The 22,787-nt window shown below is 67.6% G+C and carries 22 protein-coding genes; 8 read left to right on the top strand and 14 right to left on the bottom strand.

The window, feature by feature from the left end; all coding sequences use genetic code 11:
• Positions 1 to 6: 6 nt before the first annotated feature.
• Entirely contained in the window at positions 7 to 912 is a 906-nt protein-coding gene (locus tag AZC_RS16215; protein WP_012171667.1) for a hypothetical protein, read from the bottom strand.
• A 131-nt stretch (positions 913 to 1,043) separates the two neighbouring features.
• Here AZC_RS16215 and AZC_RS16210 point away from each other — a divergent pair, with 131 nt between their 5' ends.
• Positions 1,044 to 2,480, top strand: a complete 1,437-nt coding sequence (locus tag AZC_RS16210; protein ID WP_081434013.1) for an aspartate aminotransferase family protein — start codon at positions 1,044 to 1,046, stop codon at positions 2,478 to 2,480.
• A 269-nt stretch (positions 2,481 to 2,749) separates the two neighbouring features.
• Positions 2,750 to 3,139, top strand: coding sequence for a DUF1236 domain-containing protein (locus AZC_RS16205; RefSeq protein WP_012171665.1), 390 nt, complete (start codon positions 2,750 to 2,752; stop codon positions 3,137 to 3,139).
• A gap of 51 nt (positions 3,140 to 3,190) precedes the next feature.
• Here AZC_RS16205 and AZC_RS16200 read toward each other — a convergent pair whose 3' ends face one another.
• From AZC_RS16200 to AZC_RS16160, 9 genes are all read right to left on the bottom strand, one after another.
• Positions 3,191 to 3,784, bottom strand: a complete 594-nt coding sequence (locus AZC_RS16200; protein WP_173362975.1) for a glutathione S-transferase N-terminal domain-containing protein — start codon at positions 3,782 to 3,784, stop codon at positions 3,191 to 3,193.
• 129 nt (positions 3,785 to 3,913) lie between these two features.
• The gene (locus tag AZC_RS16195; protein ID WP_012171663.1) at positions 3,914 to 4,765 is read right to left on the bottom strand and encodes a 23S rRNA (adenine(2030)-N(6))-methyltransferase RlmJ; all 852 of its coding nucleotides are present in this window, start codon (positions 4,763 to 4,765) and stop codon (positions 3,914 to 3,916) included.
• 25 nt (positions 4,766 to 4,790) lie between these two features.
• Positions 4,791 to 5,429 (bottom strand): ribonuclease T2 family protein, encoded by a 639-nt coding sequence (locus tag AZC_RS16190; protein WP_012171662.1) that lies wholly within the window; start codon positions 5,427 to 5,429, stop codon positions 4,791 to 4,793.
• Complete coding sequence (locus tag AZC_RS16185; protein ID WP_043879476.1) at positions 5,426 to 5,893, bottom strand: hypothetical protein; 468 nt, start codon at positions 5,891 to 5,893, stop codon at positions 5,426 to 5,428. Before AZC_RS16185 ends, AZC_RS16190 begins: the two co-directional genes overlap by 4 nt.
• A gap of 114 nt (positions 5,894 to 6,007) precedes the next feature.
• Entirely contained in the window at positions 6,008 to 6,970 is a 963-nt protein-coding gene (msrP, locus tag AZC_RS16180) for a protein-methionine-sulfoxide reductase catalytic subunit MsrP (protein WP_012171660.1), read from the bottom strand.
• Positions 6,971 to 7,048: 78 nt separating this feature from the next.
• A complete protein-coding gene (locus AZC_RS16175) occupies positions 7,049 to 7,687 on the bottom strand; it encodes a DUF992 domain-containing protein (protein ID WP_052285963.1) in 639 nt (212 codons plus the stop codon).
• Between the two features lie 41 nt (positions 7,688 to 7,728).
• A complete protein-coding gene (locus tag AZC_RS16170; protein WP_012171658.1) occupies positions 7,729 to 8,259 on the bottom strand; it encodes a DUF992 domain-containing protein in 531 nt (176 codons plus the stop codon).
• Between the two features lie 82 nt (positions 8,260 to 8,341).
• Entirely contained in the window at positions 8,342 to 8,824 is a 483-nt protein-coding gene (locus AZC_RS16165) for a DUF992 domain-containing protein (protein WP_012171657.1), read from the bottom strand.
• A 119-nt stretch (positions 8,825 to 8,943) separates the two neighbouring features.
• A complete protein-coding gene (locus tag AZC_RS16160) occupies positions 8,944 to 10,146 on the bottom strand; it encodes a pyridoxal phosphate-dependent aminotransferase (protein ID WP_012171656.1) in 1,203 nt (400 codons plus the stop codon).
• 238 nt (positions 10,147 to 10,384) lie between these two features.
• Between AZC_RS16160 and AZC_RS16155 the strand changes: the two genes are divergently transcribed.
• Both AZC_RS16155 and AZC_RS16150 read left to right on the top strand, forming a co-directional pair.
• A complete protein-coding gene (locus AZC_RS16155) occupies positions 10,385 to 11,050 on the top strand; it encodes a glutathione S-transferase family protein (RefSeq protein ID WP_012171655.1) in 666 nt (221 codons plus the stop codon).
• 191 nt (positions 11,051 to 11,241) lie between these two features.
• Positions 11,242 to 11,586: a hypothetical protein gene (locus tag AZC_RS16150; protein WP_148209863.1), complete on the top strand. Its 345-nt coding sequence runs from the start codon at positions 11,242 to 11,244 to the stop codon at positions 11,584 to 11,586.
• 13 nt (positions 11,587 to 11,599) lie between these two features.
• Here the strand turns inward: AZC_RS16150 and AZC_RS16145 are convergent, their stop codons facing one another.
• A complete protein-coding gene (locus AZC_RS16145) occupies positions 11,600 to 11,950 on the bottom strand; it encodes a DMT family protein (protein ID WP_012171653.1) in 351 nt (116 codons plus the stop codon).
• Between the two features lie 154 nt (positions 11,951 to 12,104).
• Between AZC_RS16145 and AZC_RS16140 the strand changes: the two genes are divergently transcribed.
• From AZC_RS16140 to AZC_RS16125, 4 genes are all read left to right on the top strand, one after another.
• A complete protein-coding gene (locus AZC_RS16140) occupies positions 12,105 to 12,428 on the top strand; it encodes a DHCW motif cupin fold protein (RefSeq protein WP_420794834.1) in 324 nt (107 codons plus the stop codon).
• A 96-nt stretch (positions 12,429 to 12,524) separates the two neighbouring features.
• Positions 12,525 to 15,155, top strand: coding sequence for an excinuclease ABC subunit UvrB (gene uvrB / locus AZC_RS16135; protein WP_012171651.1), 2,631 nt, complete (start codon positions 12,525 to 12,527; stop codon positions 15,153 to 15,155).
• 330 nt (positions 15,156 to 15,485) lie between these two features.
• A complete protein-coding gene (locus AZC_RS16130) occupies positions 15,486 to 17,006 on the top strand; it encodes a sensor domain-containing diguanylate cyclase (protein ID WP_012171650.1) in 1,521 nt (506 codons plus the stop codon).
• 80 nt (positions 17,007 to 17,086) lie between these two features.
• Positions 17,087 to 17,647, top strand: a complete 561-nt coding sequence (locus AZC_RS16125; RefSeq protein WP_043879474.1) for a DUF2478 domain-containing protein — start codon at positions 17,087 to 17,089, stop codon at positions 17,645 to 17,647.
• A 14-nt stretch (positions 17,648 to 17,661) separates the two neighbouring features.
• Here AZC_RS16125 and AZC_RS16120 read toward each other — a convergent pair whose 3' ends face one another.
• From AZC_RS16120 to AZC_RS16110, 3 genes are all read right to left on the bottom strand, one after another.
• Positions 17,662 to 18,066, bottom strand: a complete 405-nt coding sequence (locus AZC_RS16120; protein ID WP_012171648.1) for a DUF930 domain-containing protein — start codon at positions 18,064 to 18,066, stop codon at positions 17,662 to 17,664.
• A 115-nt stretch (positions 18,067 to 18,181) separates the two neighbouring features.
• Positions 18,182 to 19,948, bottom strand: a complete 1,767-nt coding sequence (locus AZC_RS16115) for a DEAD/DEAH box helicase (protein WP_052285962.1) — start codon at positions 19,946 to 19,948, stop codon at positions 18,182 to 18,184.
• A gap of 271 nt (positions 19,949 to 20,219) precedes the next feature.
• The gene (locus AZC_RS16110; protein ID WP_012171646.1) at positions 20,220 to 22,511 is read right to left on the bottom strand and encodes a sensor histidine kinase; all 2,292 of its coding nucleotides are present in this window, start codon (positions 22,509 to 22,511) and stop codon (positions 20,220 to 20,222) included.
• Between the last annotated feature and the right edge of the window lie 276 nt (positions 22,512 to 22,787).

Below are 22,787 nucleotides of genomic sequence, written 5' to 3'. Positions count from 1 at the left end.
GGTGGGTCAACCGCACGCCCAGTCGAACTTCATCTCCTTGAAGTCGAGCTGGGCGTTGCCGCCACCGAAATTGTAGCCCCCGAAGTCCTCCTCGAACTCGATGTAATAGGGGCTGAATTCGGGAATGGCCTGCACGGGCCGCATGGTGCCGCCGATGTGCATCGGTGCATGGCCGGCCGCCCAGTCGTGCTCGCGCCAGTTCTCCACCTTCAACTTGCCGTCCAGCCAGTAGAAATGGGACTCGTAGCCGCCATCCGGCGGCGTGCCGTCCCAGCTTTCGCGTGGCGGCTTGCCGGCATTGGGGTCGCTGGCGCGGGGCTGCCAGCGGATGGGTCGGTGGATGAGAAAGGGATCGTCCGCCGCGACCGGCGGCGCGAGGCGGGCATTGAAGGCCTCATAGGCCGCTGCCGAGCCGCGCGAGAGCCAGTCGAGCGCGGGCGCTCCCGCCGCGAGCGGGCTGTCCACCGGCGCGGGTGGGCGGCACGGCGGGCCGGCGAATTCCTCTGCCGTCAGGAGAATGGCCGCAAAGGCGCAGCCGAGGATGTCCTCTATGCGCGTCAGCCGGGGATGGGACCGTTGCGCGCGGTCCCAGTAGGGCCGCAGCGCCGGATCGGAGGGCGGCGCCTCGGCGGTGACGGCCTCCGCCATGCCCTCCGGCCCGTCCATGGGGCTGCCGTCGAAACCGTCGGGGGCGGTGGCGAAGAAGGAGACGGCCACCAGGTCCGGTCCATGTACCCGGTAATCCTCGGGCAACAGCAGCGTGAAGCCGTGCATCATCGGCACGCCGGTGTGCGGATCGAGCGGCCATTGCTCGGGTCTGAGGCCCGGCGGCAAACCGAAGCACCAACCCTGACCGTCCGGAGCCGGCACGCCCGCGCGCCAGTCCTCCAGCAGCACGTCGTAAGCCTGCATGGATGCTCCTCTTTTCGGCTGTGCCGGCCGGCACGCCTCGCGGGTCAATGCCAGGGCACGCTTGCGGTTCCGCTGAAGCTGGCCGGCAGGGGAGGCGCGCGGCTTGCCTTGAACGCGGCCGCACGGCAGGAATGGTCGGGCAGGCCCAAGCCGTTCGAGGAGTGCCGCCCGTGTCCGTCTTCGCCAATTCCACCGCCCACTGGCGGCATCTCGACGCCGCCCACCATCTCCATCCCTTCAGCGACACCAAGGGCCTGAATGCGGAAGGGGTGCGCGTCATCACGCGGGCGGAGGGCGTCTATATCTTCGACAGCGAGGGCAACCGCATTCTCGACGGCATGTCGGGCCTGTGGTGCTCGGCGGTCGGCCACGGGCGCCACGCCATCGTGGACGCCATCGCGGACCAATTGCGGCAGCTCGACTATTACAACACCTTCTTCAAGACCACCCATCCGGGCGCGGCGGAACTCGCCGCCGCCATTGCGCAGGTGGCGCCCGAGGGGTTCGAGCGCGTCTTCTTTACCTCCGGCGGGTCTGAGGCGGTGGACACCGTCATCCGCATGGTGCGGCACTATTGGGCGGCCGTGGGCAAGCCGGGCAAGCACATCTTCATCGCGCGGAAGAATGCCTATCACGGCTCCACCATCGGTGGCGCGTCGCTCGGCGGCATGGCGCCCATGCATGCGCAGGGCGGCCTGCCCATTCCCGGCATCGTCCATGTGCAGCAGCCTTACTGGTGGGGCGAGGGCGGGAACATGTCGCCCGAGGAATTCGGCCTTTTTGCCGCGCAGGAGGTGGCCCGCGCCATCGATGAGGCGGGGCCGGAGAATGTCGCGGCCTTCATCGGCGAGCCCATCCAGGGCGCCGGCGGCGTCATCATCCCGCCCTCCACCTATTGGCCGGAAGTGCAGAAGATTTGCCGCGAGCGCGACGTGCTGCTGGTCTCCGATGAGGTGATCTGCGGCTTCGGCCGCACGGGCGAATGGTTCGGCTGCCAGCATATGGGCGTGCAACCGGACCTCATCACCTTCGCCAAGGGCGTCACCTCCGGCTATTTCCCGCTGGGCGGCGTCATCGTGGGCGAACGGGTGGCCGAAGGGCTCATCGAGCAGGGCGGTGAATTCCACCACGGCTATACCTATTCCGGCCACCCCGGCGGCTGCGCGGCGGCGCTGGCGACGCTCAAGATCATGCATGAGGAAGACCTCGTCGCCCGCGTGAAGTGCGAGATCGGGCCCTATCTCCAGGAGCGCTGGCTGCCATTGGCCAACCATCCGCTGGTGGGCGAGGCGCGCATGGTCGGGCTCATCGGGGCGCTGGAACTGACGCCTCACAAGGAGACGCGTGCGAAGTTCCCCGGAGAAGTCGGCACCGTCGGCCTCATCGCGCGCGACATTTCCTTCCGCGAGGGGCTGGTGATGCGCGCGGTGCGCGACAGCCTGATCCTCGCCCCGCCCTTCACCCTCAGCGAGGAGGAAGCGGACGACCTGATCGCGACCGTCGGTCGTGTGCTCGACCAGACGCTCGCGGTGGTGCGCGACCGCGGTCTCATGGGGCCGCCCCTCTGAGCGGACGCTTCCGGTCAACCTGACCCAGATGAGGCGCCACCGGCCCGCTGCCGCGCAGAGAGTTCGCGTCGCGGCGGGCCGCTCTCTTCTTGCCGGCGAAGCTGCGGGCTTGGTCTCCGTAGCCGCGCTCCAGCTCAGGGATTGTTGCGAAAATAAGAAAGTTGCAGCCGAAGAGAATAATTCTTCGCAATATCTGTTGAGGTCAATCGGGAACGAAGCAGTCAACGCGACGTTGGAAAGCGTGGTTCGGTCATCAGAGGAGATGAACCATGCGAAATGGAATTCTTGCTTCGACTGTAGCCCTGTCTCTGCTCACGCCCGTGGCGGCGTTCGCGCAGGCTTCGACCGCGACGGGCGCCGTGGGTGGCGCGGCCGTTGGTGCGGTGGTGGGCGGTCCCGTGGGTGCCGTTGTCGGCGGCGTTGCGGGCGCGTCCATCGGCGCGGCGGCGGAGCCGCCGGCGGAGGTGCGGTCCTACGTGATTCAGGAGCGCCGCCCCTCGGTGCGCGTGGAGCGCGAGGTGGTGGTGGGTGAGCCCCTGCCGTCCAACGTGCAACTCTACACCATCCCGAACAACAACGCCTATGAGTACACCGTGGTGAACGACCGGCGCGTCATCGTCGAGCCGCGCACCCGCAAGGTGATCCAGGTCATCGAGTGACCCTGAACCTGTGTGCGGCCGGCCTCGTGCCGGCCGCAGCAGTCCTTCATGTCAGACGACGGTCGTTTCGGCGAAAGCCGGGACCTTCGCCTTGAAAGCCTCCAGCCACGCGACGAGCTTCGGGTGGCCGGAGCGCCATTCCCCCTTGAAGCGCAGGTCGAGATAGCCGAGCGCGCTGGCCAGCGCGATGGCGCCGTTCGTCAGGGCCTCCGACGGCGGATTGGCCTCCAGCGACTCCAGCGCGCGGGACACCTTGGCCGCCTGCTTGTCCAGCCAGCTCTGCACCTGCATGCCCTCGGGGCGATAGCGGTGTTCGTAGATCTGCAGGAGTGCGGCATCGGCCATCCCGTCCGCCAGCGCTTCCAGCTTCAGAGCCGCGAAGCGCGCCTTGGGCTCAGCCGGGATGAGCTTGTTGCCGCCCAGATGGTCGAGATAGGCGACGATCACCGGCGAATCGAACAGCACCTCTCCATCCTCCAGCAGCAGCGCCGGAATTTTGCCCAGCGGGTTCTGGGTCGAGATGCTGTCGGTCGGGTCCGTCGTATCGCAGGGCTCGAGTTCGAGCGGAATCCCCAGCACGGCTGCCGCGAGGCGGCACTTGCGGACGAAGGGCGAAGCGGGAGAGTGACGCAGACGCAAGGGCATGGCGGCTCCGGAAGGATGCGCGTTGCGGGGGGATTTGGGCGGCCGCATTGGCCACCGGTTCCATCTAAAGCCGGATCGGCGGGGTGAGAAGCAGTCGCCGGGGCAAAATCCGCCTGGCGGACGCGCCCGTCATGCGCCTTGCGTGAGCCAGGACACCCGCACGCGGCCCTTGCCGTCCCGTGCCATCAGCGGATTGATGGCGGTGAGGATGGTCCGCATCTCCTCAGCAAGCGTGAACGGCGGATTGAGGATGATGAGCCCCGAGCCGGAGAGCTGGCTCTGCGAGCGCACTTCCGCGAAATCGATCTCCACCCGCAGCGTCTTGGGCAGGCCGAGGCGGGCGACGTCGCGCCGGAAGGCATCCACCGTCATCAGGTCCTTGATCGGGTACCAGAGCATCACCACGCCGGTGGCGAAGCGTTGGGCGGCGGTCTCCAGCGCGGCGGTGAGGCGGCCGAATTCGCCGGCCTCCTCGAAGGGCGGGTCGATCAGCAGCACGCCGCGCCGCTCGCGGGGCGGCAGGTGGGCGGCGACCGCCTTCCACCCGTCCTGCGACAGCACCTTGGCGCGGGCGTCATGGCCCACCGCCTTCTCCAGCTTCTGGCGCTCCTCGCCATGCAGTTCGCAGAAGAGGAAGCGGTCCTGAGGGCGGCCGAGGGCCAGAGCGAGTGCGGGGGAGCCGGGATAGCGCCGGGGACCGGCCGTCTCGCGCAGGGTGCGCACCGCGCCGAGATAGGGCTCCAGAAGCTGCGCCACCGGTTCGGGCAGGTCCGCTGCCAGCACCCGCTCGATACCCGCCTCCGCTTCGCCCGTCTTCATGGCCGACGTGCCCGCCAGATCATAGAGGCCCGCGCCCGCATGGGTGTCGATCACCCGATAGGCGTTGTCCTTCTTGGCGAGATAGGTGAGCACGCGGGCGAGGGTCGCATGCTTCATGACATCCGCCGGGTTTCCGGCGTGGAAGGCGTGGCGATAGTTCATGCCGCGTCTTCGCCGGAAGACGGCCTCAGCGCAAGGGGGGAACGGCGAGGCGCCGGCCGGCGGGGCAGCTCTTGGCGTCCACCTCGGGGCAGGGGCGGAAGGTGAGCGACTTGGAGAGGCAGATGCGCACTTCGCGCAGCCGCGTCTTGTCGCAGTCCACCGACAGCATGTTGGCCTCTAGGCCCGGATTGGCGGCGATGAAGGCGGTCTCCACCTCGGCCGGCGAGACCATGCGATAGTCCGTCGGGTTTACATAGGACGGCGGGATCTCAACCTTGGCGCGGGCGCTGCGCACGAGGTCGAAATAGGCGGTCGCCGAAAGGCCCGAGCAGGTGCCGTGCTTGCGCCACTCATGGATGACGAGGCCGGGGCTCGGCATCAGGTCGAGCATGCCGTCGATCTGGCGCTGGGGCAGGCGCGGCGCCGAGCGATCGCAATCCTGCGGATAGCCTTTCTCATACTGCGGCCACAGGCCGTGCACGACGAAGGCGAAGGGGCGGGGGCCGCCGCATTGCAGGCCGTCCGGCCTGTCGCGCGTGGCGCAATAGCTGGGCGACCAGGAGAGGGAGAGAACGTAGAAATCGAACGCGCCCGGTCTATCCTCGGCGGCGAACGCGCCGGTTGCCGTCGCCAGAAGCAGCAGCAAGCCGGCGAGAAGCCTCACGGACGGGCCATGGTGCACTTGGGCGCGTAGGCGAATTCCCGGTCATACTCCGGGATGCACCACTCGACGCCCCAGGTCATGTTCTGCCAGCCGCCATCCTCGATGATCGAGTAATAGATGGTGTGCTGCTTGGTGTCGTTGGTGACGATCGTCGCCTGGCAGTAGCGGCGCGGCACGAAGCCCTCGCCCCACGGCTTGTCGGCGATTTCCTTGACGTTGGAATAGCTGACGATGTTGGCGCCGTTGTGCCAGTACATCCGCTCCGTCTCGGCGAAGTGGTTGGAGATGGTGCCGAGCGCGAGGGGCTCGCTGCACGCGGGCACATTGCCGGTGAACTTGCTGTTCGGAAGCCAGAAATTCTTCTCGAGCAGGCTCTGGGCATGCGCGGGCGCGACGACACTCGCGAGCACCAGCGCGGCAGCCATACCGGCCTGAGCCAATGCCTTGCGCACCGTTCGAGCCATCGTCTTCTCCTGCATCACCATGTTGCGCGGACGATGGCCCCGGGCACGCCAACGGTCAAGCGCTGGCGTGCAACACATTTTTAAATTTCGCGCGGCACAGCGCGGGATTACCGCTCACATGAAAAGCTTCTCGCCCTTCAGCGCCGGATCGCCATAGAGGCCGGCAACGAATTCGCCATAACCGTTGTAGAGGAGGGTCGGCCGGCGCTCGCCGGTGGCTATGTCCTTCTCCGTCGCCTGGCTCCAGCGGGGGTGCGACACCTGCGGGTTCACGTTCGCCCAGAAGCCGTATTCCGCGCCCTGCACCACTTCCCAGAAGCTCTTGGGCCGCTGGTCGGTGAAGGTGAACTTCACGATCGCCTTGATGGACTTGAAGCCGTATTTCCAGGGCGTTGCCAGCCGCAGCGGTGCGCCGAACTGGTTCTGGGCGGGCTTGCCGTAGACGCCGGTGACAAGGAAGGCGAGTTCGTTGGTCGCCTCGGCCATCGTCAGGCCCTCCACATAGGGCCAGGGATAGAAGCGGCCGGACTGGCCGGGCGCCACGTCGCGATCGAGGAAGGTCTCCATGCGCACGTATTTCGCGCCCGAGAGCGGACGGGCGTAATCGACGAAGGCCTTCATTGGAAAGCCGGTCCAGGGAACGGCCATGGACCAGGCCTCGACGCAGCGGTGGCGATAGAGGCGTTCTTCCAGCGTCATCGCCTTCAGGAGATCGTCGATGCCCACCTGCCGGGGCTGTTCCACCATGCCGTCGATGGTCACGGTCCAGGGCCGCACCTTCAGTTTGGCGGCGGCGCGGCCGACGTCATAGTTGGTGCCGAACTCATAGTAATTGTTGACCGAGCTTGCGTCCTTCTCCGGCGTCATGGGGCGGTCGAGCGTGTAACGCTCGTTGCGCTTTGCCGGATAGAGGCTGGCGGACGGATCGGTTTCGGCGGCCTGGGCAACGCCCGGCAGCAGGCTGGCGCCGATCAGTCCGGCGCCCGCCCCAAGCAGGCGCCGCCGCGACAGGAAGATGCCTTCCGGTGTCGCAAGATGTTCGGGAATTTCCCAGCCGCGCTTCGACTTGATGAGCATGCAATCCTCCGTTGGGCGGAGGATCATGCGCGCGGCGGCCGCGCGCAATTCAAACGGCCGTGTTTCGTAAAGGCACGGTCAGTGCTTGGGCGGGCCGGAGGGCTGGAGGGTCAGGCTTGCGGCAGCCACCGAGATGCTGAGGCCGTTCTCGGCCGAAACGCTGAGCGGCTGGAGGGCGATGCCGGTGTTCGCGTCCTTGGCCACCAGAACGTTGGCGGAGAAGCCGGAACCGAGCGCGGCGCCGCTGGTGAAGCCCACATATTCGCCGGCGAGGGCACCGGGGCCGAGGCGGCCGGAGGTGGCGAGCACCATCCAGAGCATGCTCGGCTGGTCGGAGACGCCGAAATCGAGGCCGGCCCGGTTGAGGGTGCCGGTGTAATACTGATTCTGTCCCGAGGCCGGCCGGTATTCGCAGCTCACGGTGCGAGTCGAGCCAAGGCCATAGGCGGTCGCGCTTTCACCGCGGCATTCCAGGAGGCCGCTCTGGACGCGCGTCGGACCCTTGTCGGCCGTCGCAGGGACCGGAGCCGGTTCTGCCGGGGCGACCGGCGGCACTGCGGCCGGGTCCGTCGCCGTGAGAGCCGGGGAGGCGGTGCGCGGCACGGGCTGGAACGTCATGGACTTGCGGCCGGAGCCCTGGTCCTGCGCGACGGCCGCCGGGACGGCGAGGCCGGTCAGCAGGAGGGCGAGCGCGCCTGAGAGGAAGCGCGGCGGCATGCGCCGCGCCTCCCCCGAGCGATCCGGCAGGCCGGACAGGCTCACTTGACGTACTTGGCGCGCTTGGCCGGCTTGGCAGCCGGGACGGGCGTGAGGGTCAGGTCGCCGATGCCAGCCGCGACGGTGAGGCCGGTCATGCCTTCCACGGAGACGGGCTGAAGGGCGATGGTCTGGTTGGAGCCGCCGAGCAGCACGTTGGCGCCGCCGCCGAAGCCCACGGCCACATTCGCGGTCGCGCCGACATACTTGCCGGTCAGGTCGACAGCCTTGGGCGAGGTGGACGGCGCGAACACGCCCCACTGCAGCGTGCCGGCGCCGGTGGCGCCGAGGTCGACGCCGTAGCGGTTCACGGTGCCGGTGTACTGGGCGGAGACGACCGGGGCGGTCGGGGTGCCGGTCAGGAAGTCGCAGGAGATCTGGCGGCTGGAGGCGAACACCAGGCCGACGCCCGGAGCCACCTTGCACGACAGGACGCCGACCTGGACCTTCGGCGCGGTCTGCGCGGAAGCCGGGGCAGCAGCGAACGCCGCACCGACCACGGCGGCGGCGGAGAGAACAGACATGAGACGCATGGGAATCCCCCAATGAAGCGGCCGGTCGGACCGGCCGGAAGTGACGCCCCCTGTCCACGCTGGACAGGGGGCGGAAGTTCGATCAGCGCGCGGTGAGCGTGAGGTCGGAGACGGTCAGGCCGACATTGAGGCCCGTGCCGCCTTCAACCGAGACCGGCTGCAGGGTGAAGGAGTTGCGCGAGCCACCCACAAGCGCATTGGCTCCCACACCGAGGCCGACGGCGGCGTTCGCGGTGGCGCCCACATAGGTGCCGGCGAGGTCGCCCGGAGAGACGCGGCGGGTCGGGGCGAGCACGCCCCACACCAGCGTCTGCTGGCCGGAGATGCCAACGTCGAGGCCGAAGCGGCGGACCGTGCCGGCATACTTGCCGGCCTTGGCGCCGCGCACGCTCGGACGGAAGTTGCAGTCGAGCTGCCGGACCGAGCCGATCACGAAGCTGACGTTGGGCGCGACGGTGCACACGAGGGTGCCCACCTGGATGTTCGCGGCCGAAGCGGGGGCAGCGAACGCGATGCCAGCGCAAGCGAGCGCGGCGGCAATGCCAGCCTTAAAGACAGTCTTCATAGTGCCTTCCTCCAAACGGGCCCAGAGGGTTACCCACCCGTTGCGGGTGGGCAAGCCTTAGCTCGGTCTCAACCGTTCGCCAACGCGCCCGAGGGCCCCAGGTTCCTTTTTTCTGGAACTCAGACCAATGCGCCACAGAAGCGCTGGATGCGGCGGCAGGCTTCCTCGAGATCCGAGGTCGCCGTCGCATAGGAGATACGGAAGGCCGGGCCGAGGCCGAAGGCCGAGCCATGGACCACCGCAACGCCTTCTGCGCTCAGGAGTTCGGTCGCGAAATCCTCGTCCGTGGCGATGACCTTGCCCTCGGGGGTCTTCTTGCCGATGGTCCCGGCGCAGGACGGGAACACGTAGAAGGCGCCTTCCGGCTTCGGGCAATGCAGACCCTTGGCCTGGTTCAGCATGGAGACCACGAGATCGCGGCGCTCCTTGAACACCTTGTTGTTCTCGGCGATGAAGTCCTGCGGACCATCCAGCGCCTCGAGCGCCGCCCACTGGGCGATGGAGGAGGGGTTGGAGGTGGACTGCGACTGCAGCGTGCCGATGGCCTTGATCAGGGCCTCGGGGCCGGCCGCATAGCCGATGCGCCAGCCGGTCATGCAATAGGCCTTGGACACGCCGTTCATGGTCAGCGTGCGGTCGTAGAGCTGCGGCTCCACCTGCGCCGGGGTGACGAACTTGAAGTCGTCATAGACGAGGTGCTCGTACATGTCGTCCGTGAGGATCATGACGTGCGGGTGGCGCAGAAGCACGTCGGTGAGGGCCTTCAGCTCATCGAAGCTGTAGGCGGCGCCCGACGGATTGGACGGGGAGTTGAAGATCAGCCACTTGGTCTTCGGCGTGATGTGGGCTTCCAGCACGTCCGGACGCAGCTTGAAATTGTCCTCGATCGTGGTCGGCACGGAGACGGGCTTGCCGCCGCAGAATTCCACGATGTCCGGATAGCTCACCCAGAAGGGGGCGGGAATCAGCACCTCGTCGCCGGCGTCCACCGTCGCGACCAGGGCATTGAACAGCACCTGCTTGCCGCCGGTGCCGACCGTGACCTGCGAGGGCTTGTAGTCGAGACCGTTCTCGCGCTTGAACTTGCGGCAGATGGCCGCCTTCAGCTCGGGCATGCCATCCACGGCGGTATACTTGGTCTCGCCCCGGCGGATGGCCGCGATGGCCGCTTCCTTGATGTTGTCCGGCGTGTCGAAATCGGGCTCGCCGGCGCTGAGGGCGATGATGTCACGTCCGGTGGCCTTCAGCTCACGCGCCTTGTTGGAAATGGCGATGGTGGGCGAGGGCTTGATACGCTTGAGGGCGGACGAGAGAAGGCTCATGGCCGTAAGGCTCCGGGCACATCGCTCCAGCCGCGTTCTCTGCGCTGGGGCGACGCGAAGGTGACACGAAAATCCCGGCGCGCCATATAGCCTTGCCGGGCGCGCGGGACACTAATGGAGCCGTCCGCCCGGAACAAGCAATGTTGCGGAATGAATTGCGCAGCGCTTTTGATGAGTCCGCGGGTTGCGCCGGATGCCGCTTCCGCCCATCTAGCAGCCGACCACCCGGGACCCTGCCGTGCTGACGCTCTATTCCACCCGCTCGTCGGGAAATGCCTACAAGGTGCGGCTGCTGCTGGCGAAGCTCCGCCTGCCGTTCCGTCTGGTGGAGGTGGACATCTTCGCGGGCGAGAATCGCACGCCCGAATTCCTCCAGCTCAATCCGGAGGGGCGGGTGCCTCTGCTGGAGCTTGAGGACGGACACATCCTCGCCGAATCGAACGCCATTCTCTTCTATCTCGCCGAGGGCACGCCCTTCCTGCCGGCCGATCCTGTGGCGCGGGCGGACACGCTGCGCTGGATGTTCTTCGAGCAGAACAATCACGAGCCGGGAATTGCCCAGGCCCGTTTCTGGCTGCGGCAGGTGCGGGGCGGCCGCGACCTGCGCGCTCATGACATCGACCGCTGGATGGAAGAGGGGTACGGCGCGCTCCGCGTCATGGAGCGGCACTTGGTCGCGCGATCCTTCTTCGTGGGCGAGAGCCTGACCATCGCGGACATCGCCCTCTATGCCCACACGCATGTGGCCCATGAAGGCGACTTCGATCTCGCCGGTTTCCCCAACGTGCGTGGCTGGATCGACCGGATGGAGGCTGCGCCCTGTCATGTGGACATGGACTGGAGTCCCGAGATGCCGGCGCGGCTGTTTGCTGGGGATGAGTGCGGGGAACTCTCGCTGGCGTGATTGAAATCATGAAAACGCCACGACTTTACCGCTGCCGGCCACCTGTTCGCCACACTCTCTGCGCGCCCCAGCGTCAGCCTTGACGGTAAGTGGGGAACCGATTCGCTGGTCTCGTGCGTTGCAGTGTCGATCCGTCGCCAGACTGCGCCATCGTGTCAGCGGGGCGACCCTCCGTTCGAGGGACAATGATGATGTCACAGCGTCATGCGTTCGAATTGCAGGAACTGGGGCCGTCCGCCGCGGACCCGCAGGTGCTGGCGCGCGCCGTCAAGAAGCACCAAATTGGAGGCGTTGTGGCACAGATCGCCCTCACCATTGTCTTGATGTTGGCGATCTGCGCTGTCACCTTAGTGTTGAGCTTGGACCGCGCGGCCGCGGCGAGCCTTGAAACCACGGAGGGTACGGCCGTGTCGATGTCCATGACTGCCGTCTTCACTGTCTTCGGTCTTGCGGCGGCGTTCCTGCTGCTTCCGCGGCGCGAGCCCAACCCCGTTCCCGTGCGGATCAAGGCGCGGCGGACTCTCCGCCGCGACTGAACGGGTTCGATCTTCAGAATTTGTGGAAGATGAAGAAGGCGCCGCCCACGATGAGGGCGAAGCCGACCGCATGGTTCCAGCCCAGCGGCTCCTTGAGATAGAGCACCGAGAAACCGGCGAACACGACCAGGGTGATGACCTCCTGGATCGTCTTGAGTTGGGCCGTCGTGTAGATGCCCGAGCCGATGCGATTGGCCGGCACCGCCAGACAATATTCGAAGAATGCGATGCCCCAGCTCGCCACGATGGCGATCAGGATGGGCGAAGCCTTGTATTTCAGATGGCCGTACCAAGCGAACGTCATGAAGATGTTCGAAGCCAGCAGCATCAGGATGGGCAAGGCGGCGGGGGCGAGATTGGGCATGGGCGTCCTGTCGGTCTCGGGCGGAAGTGTCTGTCCTTACGGCAAGGGTCACGTTTGCCGAAAAGGCTGGAAATAACGCTCAGTTCGCGGTTTTGATCCAGCCCTTCCGGCGCATTTATCCGGCGCGGGAAGTGATGGAGACTGTCCCGTGAAGATGACCGGCATTCCCTTCGGCACCACCGACTGGGCCGAGGTTCCCGCCACCGAGCACAAAGGCGAGCAGGGTTTCGCTTTGTGGCGCACCCGCCAGTTCGCCGACATCCGCGTCCGCATGGTCGAGTATTCGCCGGGCTATGTCTCCGACCACTGGTGCGTGAAGGGGCACATCCTGCTCTGCCTCGAAGGCGAACTGCACACCACCCTCGAGGACGGCCGCACCTTCACCCTGACGCCGGGCACCAGCTATCAGGTGGCCGACAATGCCGAGCCCCACCGCTCGCAGACGGCGGTGGGCGCGAAGCTGTTCATCGTGGACTGACACGCATCGCGCGGCCGCCCGGACATCCTCCGGGCGGTCCCCTTTTGTTCCGCGTGCCATCTTCCCACTGCGCGCCGTCGCCCCCATATTGGCGCCATGGCCAAAGCATCCCGTCCCGGCAAGCTCGGTGAGCGCTCGCAGCGTCATTTCGAGCCCGCGCCCGCCCAGCCGCTCGATCCCGCGCTCGCGCAGTCTCTGGGGCTCAACCCCGGCGACCTCTCCGTCGATTTCGAATCGAGCGGCGCCTCCGCCACGGTGCAGGCGCTCTCGCAACTGATCGAGAACGGGCGGCCGGAGGTGAACGGCCAAACCTGGGTGCCCCATCGCCCGCCGCGCCCGGAGAAGAGCGAAGGCGGCATCCGCTTCGTGATGAAGAGCGACTTCCAGCCTTCGGGCGACCAGCCGCAGGCCATCAAGGAACTGACGGAGGCTGCCCGGCAGGGCGAGCGCGATCAGGTGCTGCTGGGCGTCACCGGCTCGGGCAAGACCTTCACCATGGCCAAGGTGATCGAGACGCTTCAGCGCCCGGCCATCGTGCTGGCGCCCAACAAGACGCTGGCGGCGCAGCTCTATGGCGAGTTCAAGAGCTTCTTCCCGGACAATGCCGTCGAGTACTTCGTCTCCTACTACGATTATTACCAGCCGGAAGCCTACGTTCCGCGCACGGACACCTATATCGAGAAGGAATCCTCCATCAACGAGCAGATCGACCGCATGCGCCATGCGGCGACCCGCTCGCTGCTGGAGCGTGACGACGTCATCATCGTTGCCTCGGTGTCCTGCATCTACGGTATCGGCTCGGTGGAGACCTACGCCTCCATGACCTTCAAGCTGGAGGTGGGCGAGCGCATCGACCAGCGCCAGCTTCTGGCCGATCTCGTGGCCCTCCAGTACAAGCGCATCCAGTCGGATTTCGCACGCGGCACCTTCCGGGTGCGCGGCGACGTGGTGGAAATCTTCCCCGCCCACTATGAGGATCGCGCCTGGCGCATCTCCCTCTTCGGTGACGAGGTGGAGAGCATCGTCGAGTTCGACCCGCTCACCGGCCACAAGACCGGCGACATGAAGAGCGTGAAGGTCTACGCCTCCTCGCACTATGTGACGCCGCGCCCGACACTCATCCAGGCTATCACCGGCATCAAGGCCGAGCTGAAGCACCGGCTGGACGAACTCTACAAGATGGGCCGCCTGCTGGAAGCGCAGCGGCTGGAGCAGCGCACCCGCTACGACATCGAGATGATGGAGGCGACGGGCAGCTGCGCCGGCATCGAGAACTATTCGCGCTGGCTGACTGGCCGCAAGCCGGGCGAGCCGCCGCCGACCCTGTTCGAATACGTGCCCGACGACGCCATGGTCTTCATCGACGAGAGCCATGTGACCGTGCCGCAGATCGGCGCCATGTATCGCGGCGACTTCCGCCGCAAGGCGACGCTGGCGGAATACGGCTTCCGCCTGCCGTCCTGCATGGACAACCGCCCGCTGCGTTTCGAGGAATGGGATGCCATGCGGCCGCAGACGGTGCATGTCTCGGCCACCCCCGGTCCTTGGGAGATGGACCGCACCGGCGGTGTCTTTGTTGAGCAGGTGATCCGTCCCACCGGCCTCATCGACCCGCCGGTGGACATCCGCCCCGCGCGCACGCAGGTGGACGACCTCTTGGGCGAGGTGCGGGCGACCGCTGCGAAGGGCTATCGCAGCCTCGTGACCGTGCTCACCAAGCGCATGGCGGAAGACCTCACGGAATATCTGCATGAGAACGGCATCCGCGTGCGCTACATGCACTCGGACATCGACACCATCGAGCGCATCGAGATCATCCGCGACCTGCGCCTCGGCGCCTTCGACGTGCTGATCGGCATCAACCTGCTGCGCGAGGGCCTCGACATTCCCGAGTGCGGGCTGGTGGCCATTCTGGATGCGGACAAGGAAGGCTTCCTGCGCTCGGAGACCTCGCTCATCCAGACCATCGGCCGGGCGGCGCGAAACGTGGACGGCCGGGTGATCCTCTATGCGGATCACGAGACGGGCTCCATGAAGCGGGCCATGGCCGAGACCGCCCGCCGCCGCGAGAAGCAGATCGCCTACAACACCGAGCACGGCATCACGCCCGAGAGCGTGAAGAAGGCCATCGGCGACATCCTGAACTCGGTCTATGAGCGCGACCACGTGGCCGTGGACTCCGGGCTCGCGGAGGAGGGGGCGGCCTTCGGACACAATCTCAAGGCGATCATGGCGGACCTTGAGAAGCGCATGCGTGCCGCTGCCGCCGACCTCGATTTCGAGGAGGCCGCGCGCCTGCGGGACGAGATCAAGCGCCTCCAGGCCACCGAGCTTGCCGTCTCGGATGATCCCATGGCGCGGCAGGAGGCGGTGGACGACCGGACCGGCGGCTTCCGTGGTCCGCGCAAATACGGCAAGGCCGCGAACCTTCCGGCTGCGGCCGCCAAGGGCAAGGGGCGGGCCCGGGCCCCGGCCAAGCCAGCCGACGATGCGGGCATCGGCGAGGAACAGTCCCGATACGCGCCCGACACCGGAAGCCGTGCCGGCCCCCCCGAAATGCCGCTCTATGCGGCGCGCCCTGCGGCGCGTGCGGCCAAGCCTTCGCTGGACGACATGGGACCGGGGACGGATCGGGCCGAGCCCCTCGGTGCCGCCGATTTCCGTCCGGGGCCCCGCCCGGATCCCGGCACGAAGGGGTACCGCAAGGGTGGGCGTCGCAAGGGCTGAACGGCGCACCTGCTCCCGGTGGCCCCCGTGGGGCCGCTGGCCACTCCGGCGCGGATTGGACGGTTGCAGTGAGCATCCGCTTCTTGTGACCCGGTGCGCCGCATCCTGTGCGTGCAGGCGGGTGGCGGATTGCAACTTCTCATCCGCTCATTCGGCCGGTTGATGCGCCGGCAAGCCACGCCAACTGAAGATTGTGGTGGGCGCTACGGGAAAACCTCCCGCTTTTGCCGTTCACCCCGGAGAAAGTGTCTTCTATCCTTCACACAGAGGTTCTAGGTGTCGGCCTCCCGCCGGACCGGAGTCCCGGCTGAGTGCCGCTGAGGGATTTCCTTGAGCATTACGGACGAGAAGGCAGGGCGGCAGGGGGCGTCTCGCTTCGTCTGGATCAACGCCCCCGTTTTCGTCTGTCTTCTGGCATGCGCGCTCGTACTGTTTACGCTGCGGCAGTATTCGATCTTCTATTACGATGCCGCCAAAGACGAGGCCATCGCCGAGGCGCAGGATACGATCCGCCGGGTCGTTCTGGACATCTCCCAGACCTTCTATTCCTACGACAGCATCCTGAAATCGGCGATCGCCGTCCTTGAGGACGAGGCCATCGCCACGCTCGCTCCGGACGTGCAGGACCGTCTGCTGGCCCGCATGGTGGTCCAGTTCCCCTATGTGCGCTCCATCGTCGTGCTCACCCCGAGCGGGACCGTCCGCAACTCCTCCATCAGCGGCACGCCTGTACAGGACGATTACGGCGGATCGGACTTCTTCCGGGAGCAGGTCAGCGGCGCGCTGGTGGGGCCCTACATGGCCCTGTTCAGCCGGGAGGGTCTCAAGGGCCTCGAATATCAGGTGGCCATCAGCCGCCGCATCACCTATGCGGGCCAGTTCCGCGGGGTGGCCGTGGTGTTCGTGCGGCTGCGGGACTTCCGCGACCAGTTCACCAACATCAACATCGGCGGCGGCAATACGCTCGTTCTGGTCCACGACAGCGGGCAGATCCTGACGCGCAAGCCCTCGCGCGACGGGCTCGGCGACTTCGGCACCGCCGTCTCGCCGTCCAAGCTGGCGCGACTTCAGCGCACCAGCGAGGGCTCCTATTTCGACGTCTCGCGGCTCGATGGCCGCCAGCGGCTGTTCGTGTTCCAGCGGGTGCCGGAATGGCCGCTCATGCTGGTGGTGGGCACGCCGGTGGATGCCATCGATGCCGAATGGCGCCAGCGCATCGCCATCGCCGGATCTGCGAGCGCCCTCAGTTGCTTCGCGCTGGCCGTGCTCGGCTTCAGGCTGCGGCGCGAGCGCATCAAGCGCGCGGAGGCGGAGGCCGCGCTCGAACAGCTCTCCGTCACCGACTTCCTGACCGGCCTTGCCAACCGGCGGCGGTTCGACGAGGTGGTGCAGCGGGAGTTCCGCCGCGCCGTGCGCACCGACGGCTGGCTCTCGGTGGTCATCATCGATGCGGACCACTTCAAGGCGCTCAACGACCGCTTCGGGCATTCGGCTGGCGACGAGACGCTGAAGATGATCGCCACCGCCATCTCCTCCTGCGCCCGCCGCGCCAGCGACCTCGGCGCGCGCCTCGGTGGCGAGGAGTTCGCGATCGTGCTGCCGGACACGTCCGCTGCCGCCGCCTATGAGCTGACCGAACGCATCCGCCGGACCATGGAGGCCCACGCCTTCAATCCGGACGGCCCCCCGGCCACCACGCTGAGCGCGGGCATCGCCTCCACCAAGGACCGCCCGGCGCCGGAGAGCGTGCGTGCCCTCATCGAGGCGGCCGATCAGGCGCTGTACCGGGCGAAGAACGCCGGGCGGAACCGCACGGAACTTGCCGCATCCCTGACGGTGAGTGCGGCCTGACGCCTCTGGCCTGCGGCCCTGTTCTTGCTTGCGGTGGAGGAGGGACGGGGCAATTGTCGCGAAGGCGACAGGAGGCCGGAATGGGGCAGGCGGCGGAACGGGACGTGGCGCTCGCGGAGCCGGACGCACGCATCCTTGCGCTCGCCGGCGCGGACCGCGCGCGCATCCAGGGGCTGCTGAGCGCGGCGGCGGAGCACTTCACAGCCACGGGCTGGCGCGTCATGGGGGTGATCGAGGAGATCGCGGCCGATGGCGAGGACGTCTGGCTGCGGGATCTCGTGACCGGCGCCCGTCACAAGCTGACGCAGGATCTCGGTCCCGGCGCGGCCGGCTGCACGCTCGATCCGGCGGGGCTCGCGGCGGCCTGTGCGCTGGTCCAGGCGGCCGTGGACGCCTGGGCGAGTGAGCCACAGACGCAGCCGGCCGTGGTCATTCTGAGCAAGTTCGGCCGCCAGGAAGCGGAGGGGAGGGGCCTGACCCACGCTTTTCACGCGGCGGTGGCGGCGGACCTGCCCGTGCTCACTTCGGTTTCCCCCACCGTCGCCGGGCAGTGGGAGGCATTCGCCGGTCCCCTCGCGCGGATCGCGCCGGTGGAGATGGCGGCAGTGGCCGGCTGGCAGGAGCGCCTCGCACCGGCCTGACCGGGCCGTTGGGCTCAGGGGACCAGGAAGTGTTCGGCCCATTCGGCGCGCGGAATCACCGTGCCGAGGGCGTAGTCGAAGGCCTTCACCTCGGTGCCGCTGTCAGCGGTCTGGCACGCATAGGAGAGGTGATACCACTTGCCGCCGCTGCGCACGGCGGCGCCCGGCGCGCGGATGGTGCCGCCGTTGATGACCGTATCCGCATAGGCATAGGCGACCAGCTCGTCGGGACGCAGGCCCTTGTGCTCGCGGCCGATGACGCCCATCGCGCGGGCGTTGCAGCGCTGCTCCATGCGGGCGTTGGGGGCGAGCTTGAGGATCTGTTCGTCGCTGTGGGAGGCGGCTTGAGCGGCGCTTCCGGTGGCCGCGAGGGTCGCGGCGAAGACGATCTGGGCGATCCGGGACGGTGTGAGGATCATGGCCTCATGTGCCCTTTCGTAAAGAAGGCTTGGCGGCCCGCGCCCTCAGGGGCGGCGGAGCCGTCAAGCCTTGGCCTGCGCCGTGTGGCGAGGATGTGGCGATGCCGCGCGGCGGTCAGCCGTGCGGGCGCACCTTTCCGCGAGCACCATGGGAGGCCTTCTGGCCGCCCGGGCCGTTGCCCCAGCTGCGCACGCCGGCCTGGTTGCCGTAGCCCTTGCCCTTGCCGCCGGCGGCGCCCCGGCCGGCCGCGGGACCGTGGCCGCGCGGCGGACCGCGCCGCTCCGGCGCGCTGCCGTCATGGGGCTCGATGGGATAGTCGCCCGCCGCGCTGGCGCGGGCGGAGTGGATGAACGAGTCGGCCAGCGGCTCGGCGATCTCGAACAGGGTCTCGTTCTCGAAGATGCGGATGGCCCCGATGTCGCCCTTCGTCACGCCGCCGCGGCGGCAGATGAGCGGCAGCAGCCACTTGGGATCGGCATTCTTGCGCCGGCCGACCGCGAGGCGGAACCAGGCGCCGCCCGTGCCGGTGGCACCAAGGCCCGCGCGGCCGTCGCGCTTCTGCCGGCCCTCGCCGGGATCGGTGACTTCCTCCGGCGCCGGCAGGCGGGCGCGATAGAGGCGCACGAGGGCGGTGGCGAGTTCCTGCGCGGAGTACTGGGCCAGCAGCGCCTCGGCGAGATTGGCATCCTCGGCGGCGGGCAGTTCGGAGAGCTGCGGATCGGAGAGCATGCGCTCCTGATCGAGGGCGCGCACTTCCTCGGCGGTGGGCGGTCCGCTCCAGGCGGGCACCACGCGGGCCTCGGCGAGCAGCTGGTCCGCCTTGCGGCGGCGGCCCGGCGGAACGAGCAGGACGCTCACGCCCTTGCGGCCCGCGCGGCCGGTGCGGCCGGAGCGGTGCTGGAGGCTTTCTGCGTCATGCGGCAGTTCCGCATGGATCACGAGGCCGAGGCCGGGCAGGTCGATGCCGCGCGCGGCGACGTCGGTGGCGACGCAGACGCGGGCGCGGCCGTCGCGCAGGGCCTGAAGGGCAAGGTTGCGCTCGTTCTGGCCGAGCTCACCGGAGAGGGCGACGGCGGAGAAGCCGCGCTCCTGAAGGGTGGCCGTCAGGTGGCGCACCGCCTCACGGGTGTTGCAGAAGACGATGGCGCCGGGCGCCTCGAAGAAGCGCAGCAGGTTCACCACCGCATGCTCGATCTCGCGGGGCGAGACGCGCACGGCGCGATATTCGATGTCGGCATGGCCGACCTTCTGGCCCGCCACCTCGATGCGCAGGGCATCGTGCTGGTACTGGCGGGCGAGGGCGGCGATGTCGCGCGGCATGGTCGCCGAGAACAGCAGGGTCTGGCGCTTGCCGGGCGTGGAATCGAGGATGAATTCCAGATCCTCACGGAAGCCGAGGTCGAGCATCTCGTCGGCTTCGTCCAGCACCACGGCGGCGAGCTGGCTCATGTCGAGTCGGCCGCGCTCCAGATGGTCGCGCAAGCGGCCCGGGGTGCCGACCACCACATGGGCGCCGTCCTGAAGCTGGCGCTTCTCGCGCAGAGGGTCCATGCCGCCGACGCAGGCGACGATGCGGCCGCCGGCTTCCGCATAGAGCCAGGCCAGTTCCTTGTGGACCTGAAGCGCGAGCTCGCGGGTGGGGGCGATGACGAGGGCGAGGGGCGCGCCCGGCGCCGGCAGGCGCTCATCGCTGCCGAGCAGCGTCTGGCCGACGGCGAGGCCATAGGCCACGGTCTTGCCGGAGCCGGTCTGCGCGGAGACCAGCATGTCGCGGCCGGTCGCCTCGGGGGCGGTCACTGCGCTCTGGACCGGCGTCGGGTCCGTATAGGAGCGGGCCGCCAGCGCGCGGGCGAGGGCGGGGGAAGACGTCTCGAAGGGCACGGGTCGAAAACCTTTCCGGTCCCCGAACCTGCCGAGGACGCATGCAGCGAAGGGGCACCCGGCGGAAGACCCGCTGCCCACACATCTGCGAATGGAAGAAACCATGGTCGCGCCAAACAGGGCCGACCGTTCAGATCGAAGCGGCGCGCGCATATTGCACCGCAGTGATGACGCTGTTTCTAACGGCAAGAAGATGGCGGCGCCATGGCGGACTGCGCATGGCTCCTGTGCATTGCTATCCGATTGGCGCGCAACCCGCTCGCAAAGCACGTCAATGGAGCGAGAGGTGCGGCACGCCGTGGATGGGCAGGCGCACCACCACTGTCGTCCCCGCGCCTTCCGTGGAGCGGATGCGCATGGAACCGCCGTGCAGTTCCGCCAGCGACTTGGCAATGGCAAGGCCGAGGCCCGATCCCTTGTGGGTCTTGGTGAACTGGCTCTCCACCTGCTCGAACGGCCGGCCGATCTTGTTGAGGGCATGGCGCGGAATGCCGATGCCGGTGTCCTCGATGGCGATGACGGCCGCCCCGCCGTTGACCTTGGCTCGCACCGCCACATGCCCGCCCTCGGGCGTGAACTTCACGGCGTTGGAGAGCAGGTTCAGCAGGATCTGCTTGAGGGCGCGGCGGTCGCCACGCATCACCTGACCGGCGCCCACCTGCGCGGTCATGTCGAGCTGCTTCTCGTCGCCCTTCACGGCCGTCACGCGCATCGCATCCGCGATGATCTCGTCGAGCCGGATGTCCTCCAGCTCCAGTTGCATGCGGCCCGCCTCGATCTTCGACATGTCGAGGATGTCGTTGATGACGTCGAGGAGATAGGTGCCGGAGCCTTTGATGTCCGAGCAGTATTCCCGGTACTTGTCGGAGCCGAGCGGGCCAAACATGCCGCTTTCCATGATCTCCGAGAAGCCGATGATGGCATTGAGCGGCGTGCGCAGCTCGTGGGACATGTTGGCGAGGAATTCGCTCTTGGCGCGGTTGGCGTCCTCGGCCCGGGTCTTTTCTTCCGAATATTTCTCGGCCAGCTCGGCGAGCTGCTGGGCCTGATGCTCCAGGGTCTGCTGGGACTTCCTGAGATCGGCCACCAGCGCCATGAGGCGCTTCTCATTGTCCATGAGGCGTTCCTCATGGCGCTTGAGCGGGGTAATGTCGGTGCCCACCGAGACGTAGCCGCCGTCCTTGGTGCGACGCTCGGCGATCTTCAGCCAGCGGCCGTTGGAGAGCTGCGCCTCGAAGGCGCGCGAGCCTTCCTCCGGCTTGTCTTCCGGCTTCAGCGGCGTGCGCGTCACCGGATGGCGGCCGACGGTGGCGATGGTCTCGAAGGGCGTGCCGGCGACGATGGCATCGTCCGGCAGTTCATGCAGGGTCTGGAACTTGGAATTGCAGAGCACGAGGCGGTTCTGGCTGTCCCAGAGCACGAAGGCCTCGGAGATGCTCTCGATGGCGTCGCGCAGGCGCATGTCGGCGGTCACGGTGCGCTCGGCGAGGCGCTGGGCCTCGGTCACGTCCATGGCGATGCCGATGAGGTGGGGGCCGTCCTCGCCCGCCTGCTGCACCACTTCGGCGCGCATGCGCAGCCACACGAAGTCGCCGCGCGCCGTGCGCATGCGGAAGACGCGGTCCACCGAGGCGCCGGGGCGCTCGGCGAGTTCCTGCGCCAGTTCGTAGAGATTGCCATCGTCAGGATGCACGAGCTTGGCGATCTCGCCGAAGGACAGAAGTTCGTCCCGGCGCTCGAGGCCAAGGATTTCGAACATGGTGTCGGACCAATACATGCGCCCGCGGGCCATGTCCCAGTCCCACATGCCGCAGCGGCCGCGGTTGAGGGCGGTGTCGATGCGCATGCGCACGGTGTCGTAGATGTGGTCCGCCTCGCGCGCCCGGCTCGCCTGCCAGTGGAAGGAGAAGCCGAGGATGAGCAGCACCGCGCCGGTGGTGGCGAACAGGGTGATGGTGAGCGTGGTGGAATCCGACCAGACCGCGAGCGCGCGGTTCATGGGCTGGAGATAGACGATCTGGCCAAGCGGCGGATTGAGGTTTCGCACCGTGGCAAGCATCTGCGTGTCGCCGACCGCGATTTCCAGCACGCCGGCGCGCTCGGCGAACACGGTGAGCGGCTGGGAGGGGTCCATGAGGTCGGCAAGGCTGGTGACGCGCGGCGCGCTCTCGGGCGCGGCAGCGATCACCCGGCCGGACGGATCGGTGACATAGATGCGGCGGCCGCCGGAGGTGGCGCGCGGCGGCAGCGCCGCGAGCAGGGCGGAGCCGGTATTGGCCAGCGAGCCGTTGAGGCGATGGTTCAGCCCCTCTGCGGTAGCGAGGGCCTGGAGGGCAAGGTCGTCCTTGGCATTGTCGAGCACCGACTGCCGGTGCGTATGCACCTGCACCAGCGCGCCGATGCCGAGCACGACGAGAAAGGTGATGATGAGCGCGGGCACGATGCGGCGCAGGAAGGGTTCAGCTTCCAAGAGCCGCTGATAGGCGGGACGCGCGACGGATCTCGCCAAACCACCAATGGCGTCACCGCGCGCACCCACGCTTGCAGCGTTGGCGCGTGCCATCACCTGCCCCCTTCGGATATCCCGCTTCGCAGGCGCGGCCACGCACCCGCAAAGTCTATCGCCCTCGATTGATTGGAGGGACGTGCCGCATCTCTCCGAATCGGGTCGATTGGAATCGAATCGGGGGGTTCTTGTCTAGAGTCTGCGGAGTCAAGGGGCCCTAAAATCGGGTTTAGGTGCGGTAGCCGGCGGAGGGGCATCCCCTGAAACCGAGTCGGCACCGTCCTCTGCGCGAGGACGGTGCCGCATGTGAATTATGGGGAGGGCGCCGGGTGG

Origin of the sequence: Azorhizobium caulinodans ORS 571 (genome assembly GCF_000010525.1) — a bacterium.
GTDB classification, from domain to species: domain Bacteria; phylum Pseudomonadota; class Alphaproteobacteria; order Rhizobiales; family Xanthobacteraceae; genus Azorhizobium; species Azorhizobium caulinodans.
This window is presented reverse-complemented; position numbering and strand designations above follow the sequence as displayed.

Excerpts from the sequence above, each read along its gene's own strand:
- AZC_RS16205 (WP_012171665.1), top strand. The coding sequence starts at position 2,750 with ATGCGAAATGGAATTCTTGCTTCGACTGTAGCCCTGTCTCTGCTCACG.
- AZC_RS16215 (WP_012171667.1), bottom strand. The coding sequence starts at position 912 with ATGCAGGCTTACGACGTGCTGCTGGAGGACTGGCGCGCGGGCGTGCCG.
- AZC_RS16110 (WP_012171646.1), bottom strand. The coding sequence starts at position 22,511 with ATGGCACGCGCCAACGCTGCAAGCGTGGGTGCGCGCGGTGACGCCATT.
- uvrB (WP_012171651.1), top strand. The coding sequence starts at position 12,525 with ATGGCCAAAGCATCCCGTCCCGGCAAGCTCGGTGAGCGCTCGCAGCGT.
- AZC_RS16175 (WP_052285963.1), bottom strand. The coding sequence starts at position 7,687 with ATGCCGCCGCGCTTCCTCTCAGGCGCGCTCGCCCTCCTGCTGACCGGC.
- AZC_RS16120 (WP_012171648.1), bottom strand. The coding sequence starts at position 18,066 with ATGATCCTCACACCGTCCCGGATCGCCCAGATCGTCTTCGCCGCGACC.
- AZC_RS16195 (WP_012171663.1), bottom strand. The coding sequence starts at position 4,765 with ATGAACTATCGCCACGCCTTCCACGCCGGAAACCCGGCGGATGTCATG.
- AZC_RS16200 (WP_173362975.1), bottom strand. The coding sequence starts at position 3,784 with ATGCCCTTGCGTCTGCGTCACTCTCCCGCTTCGCCCTTCGTCCGCAAG.
- AZC_RS16145 (WP_012171653.1), bottom strand. The coding sequence starts at position 11,950 with ATGCCCAATCTCGCCCCCGCCGCCTTGCCCATCCTGATGCTGCTGGCT.
- AZC_RS16185 (WP_043879476.1), bottom strand. The coding sequence starts at position 5,893 with ATGGCTCGAACGGTGCGCAAGGCATTGGCTCAGGCCGGTATGGCTGCC.
- AZC_RS16165 (WP_012171657.1), bottom strand. The coding sequence starts at position 8,824 with ATGAAGACTGTCTTTAAGGCTGGCATTGCCGCCGCGCTCGCTTGCGCT.
- AZC_RS16125 (WP_043879474.1), top strand. The coding sequence starts at position 17,087 with ATGGGGCAGGCGGCGGAACGGGACGTGGCGCTCGCGGAGCCGGACGCA.
- AZC_RS16170 (WP_012171658.1), bottom strand. The coding sequence starts at position 8,259 with ATGCGTCTCATGTCTGTTCTCTCCGCCGCCGCCGTGGTCGGTGCGGCG.
- msrP (WP_012171660.1), bottom strand. The coding sequence starts at position 6,970 with ATGCTCATCAAGTCGAAGCGCGGCTGGGAAATTCCCGAACATCTTGCG.
- AZC_RS16210 (WP_081434013.1), top strand. The coding sequence starts at position 1,044 with ATGGTCGGGCAGGCCCAAGCCGTTCGAGGAGTGCCGCCCGTGTCCGTC.
- AZC_RS16160 (WP_012171656.1), bottom strand. The coding sequence starts at position 10,146 with ATGAGCCTTCTCTCGTCCGCCCTCAAGCGTATCAAGCCCTCGCCCACC.
- AZC_RS16140 (WP_420794834.1), top strand. The coding sequence starts at position 12,105 with ATGACCGGCATTCCCTTCGGCACCACCGACTGGGCCGAGGTTCCCGCC.
- AZC_RS16150 (WP_148209863.1), top strand. The coding sequence starts at position 11,242 with ATGTCACAGCGTCATGCGTTCGAATTGCAGGAACTGGGGCCGTCCGCC.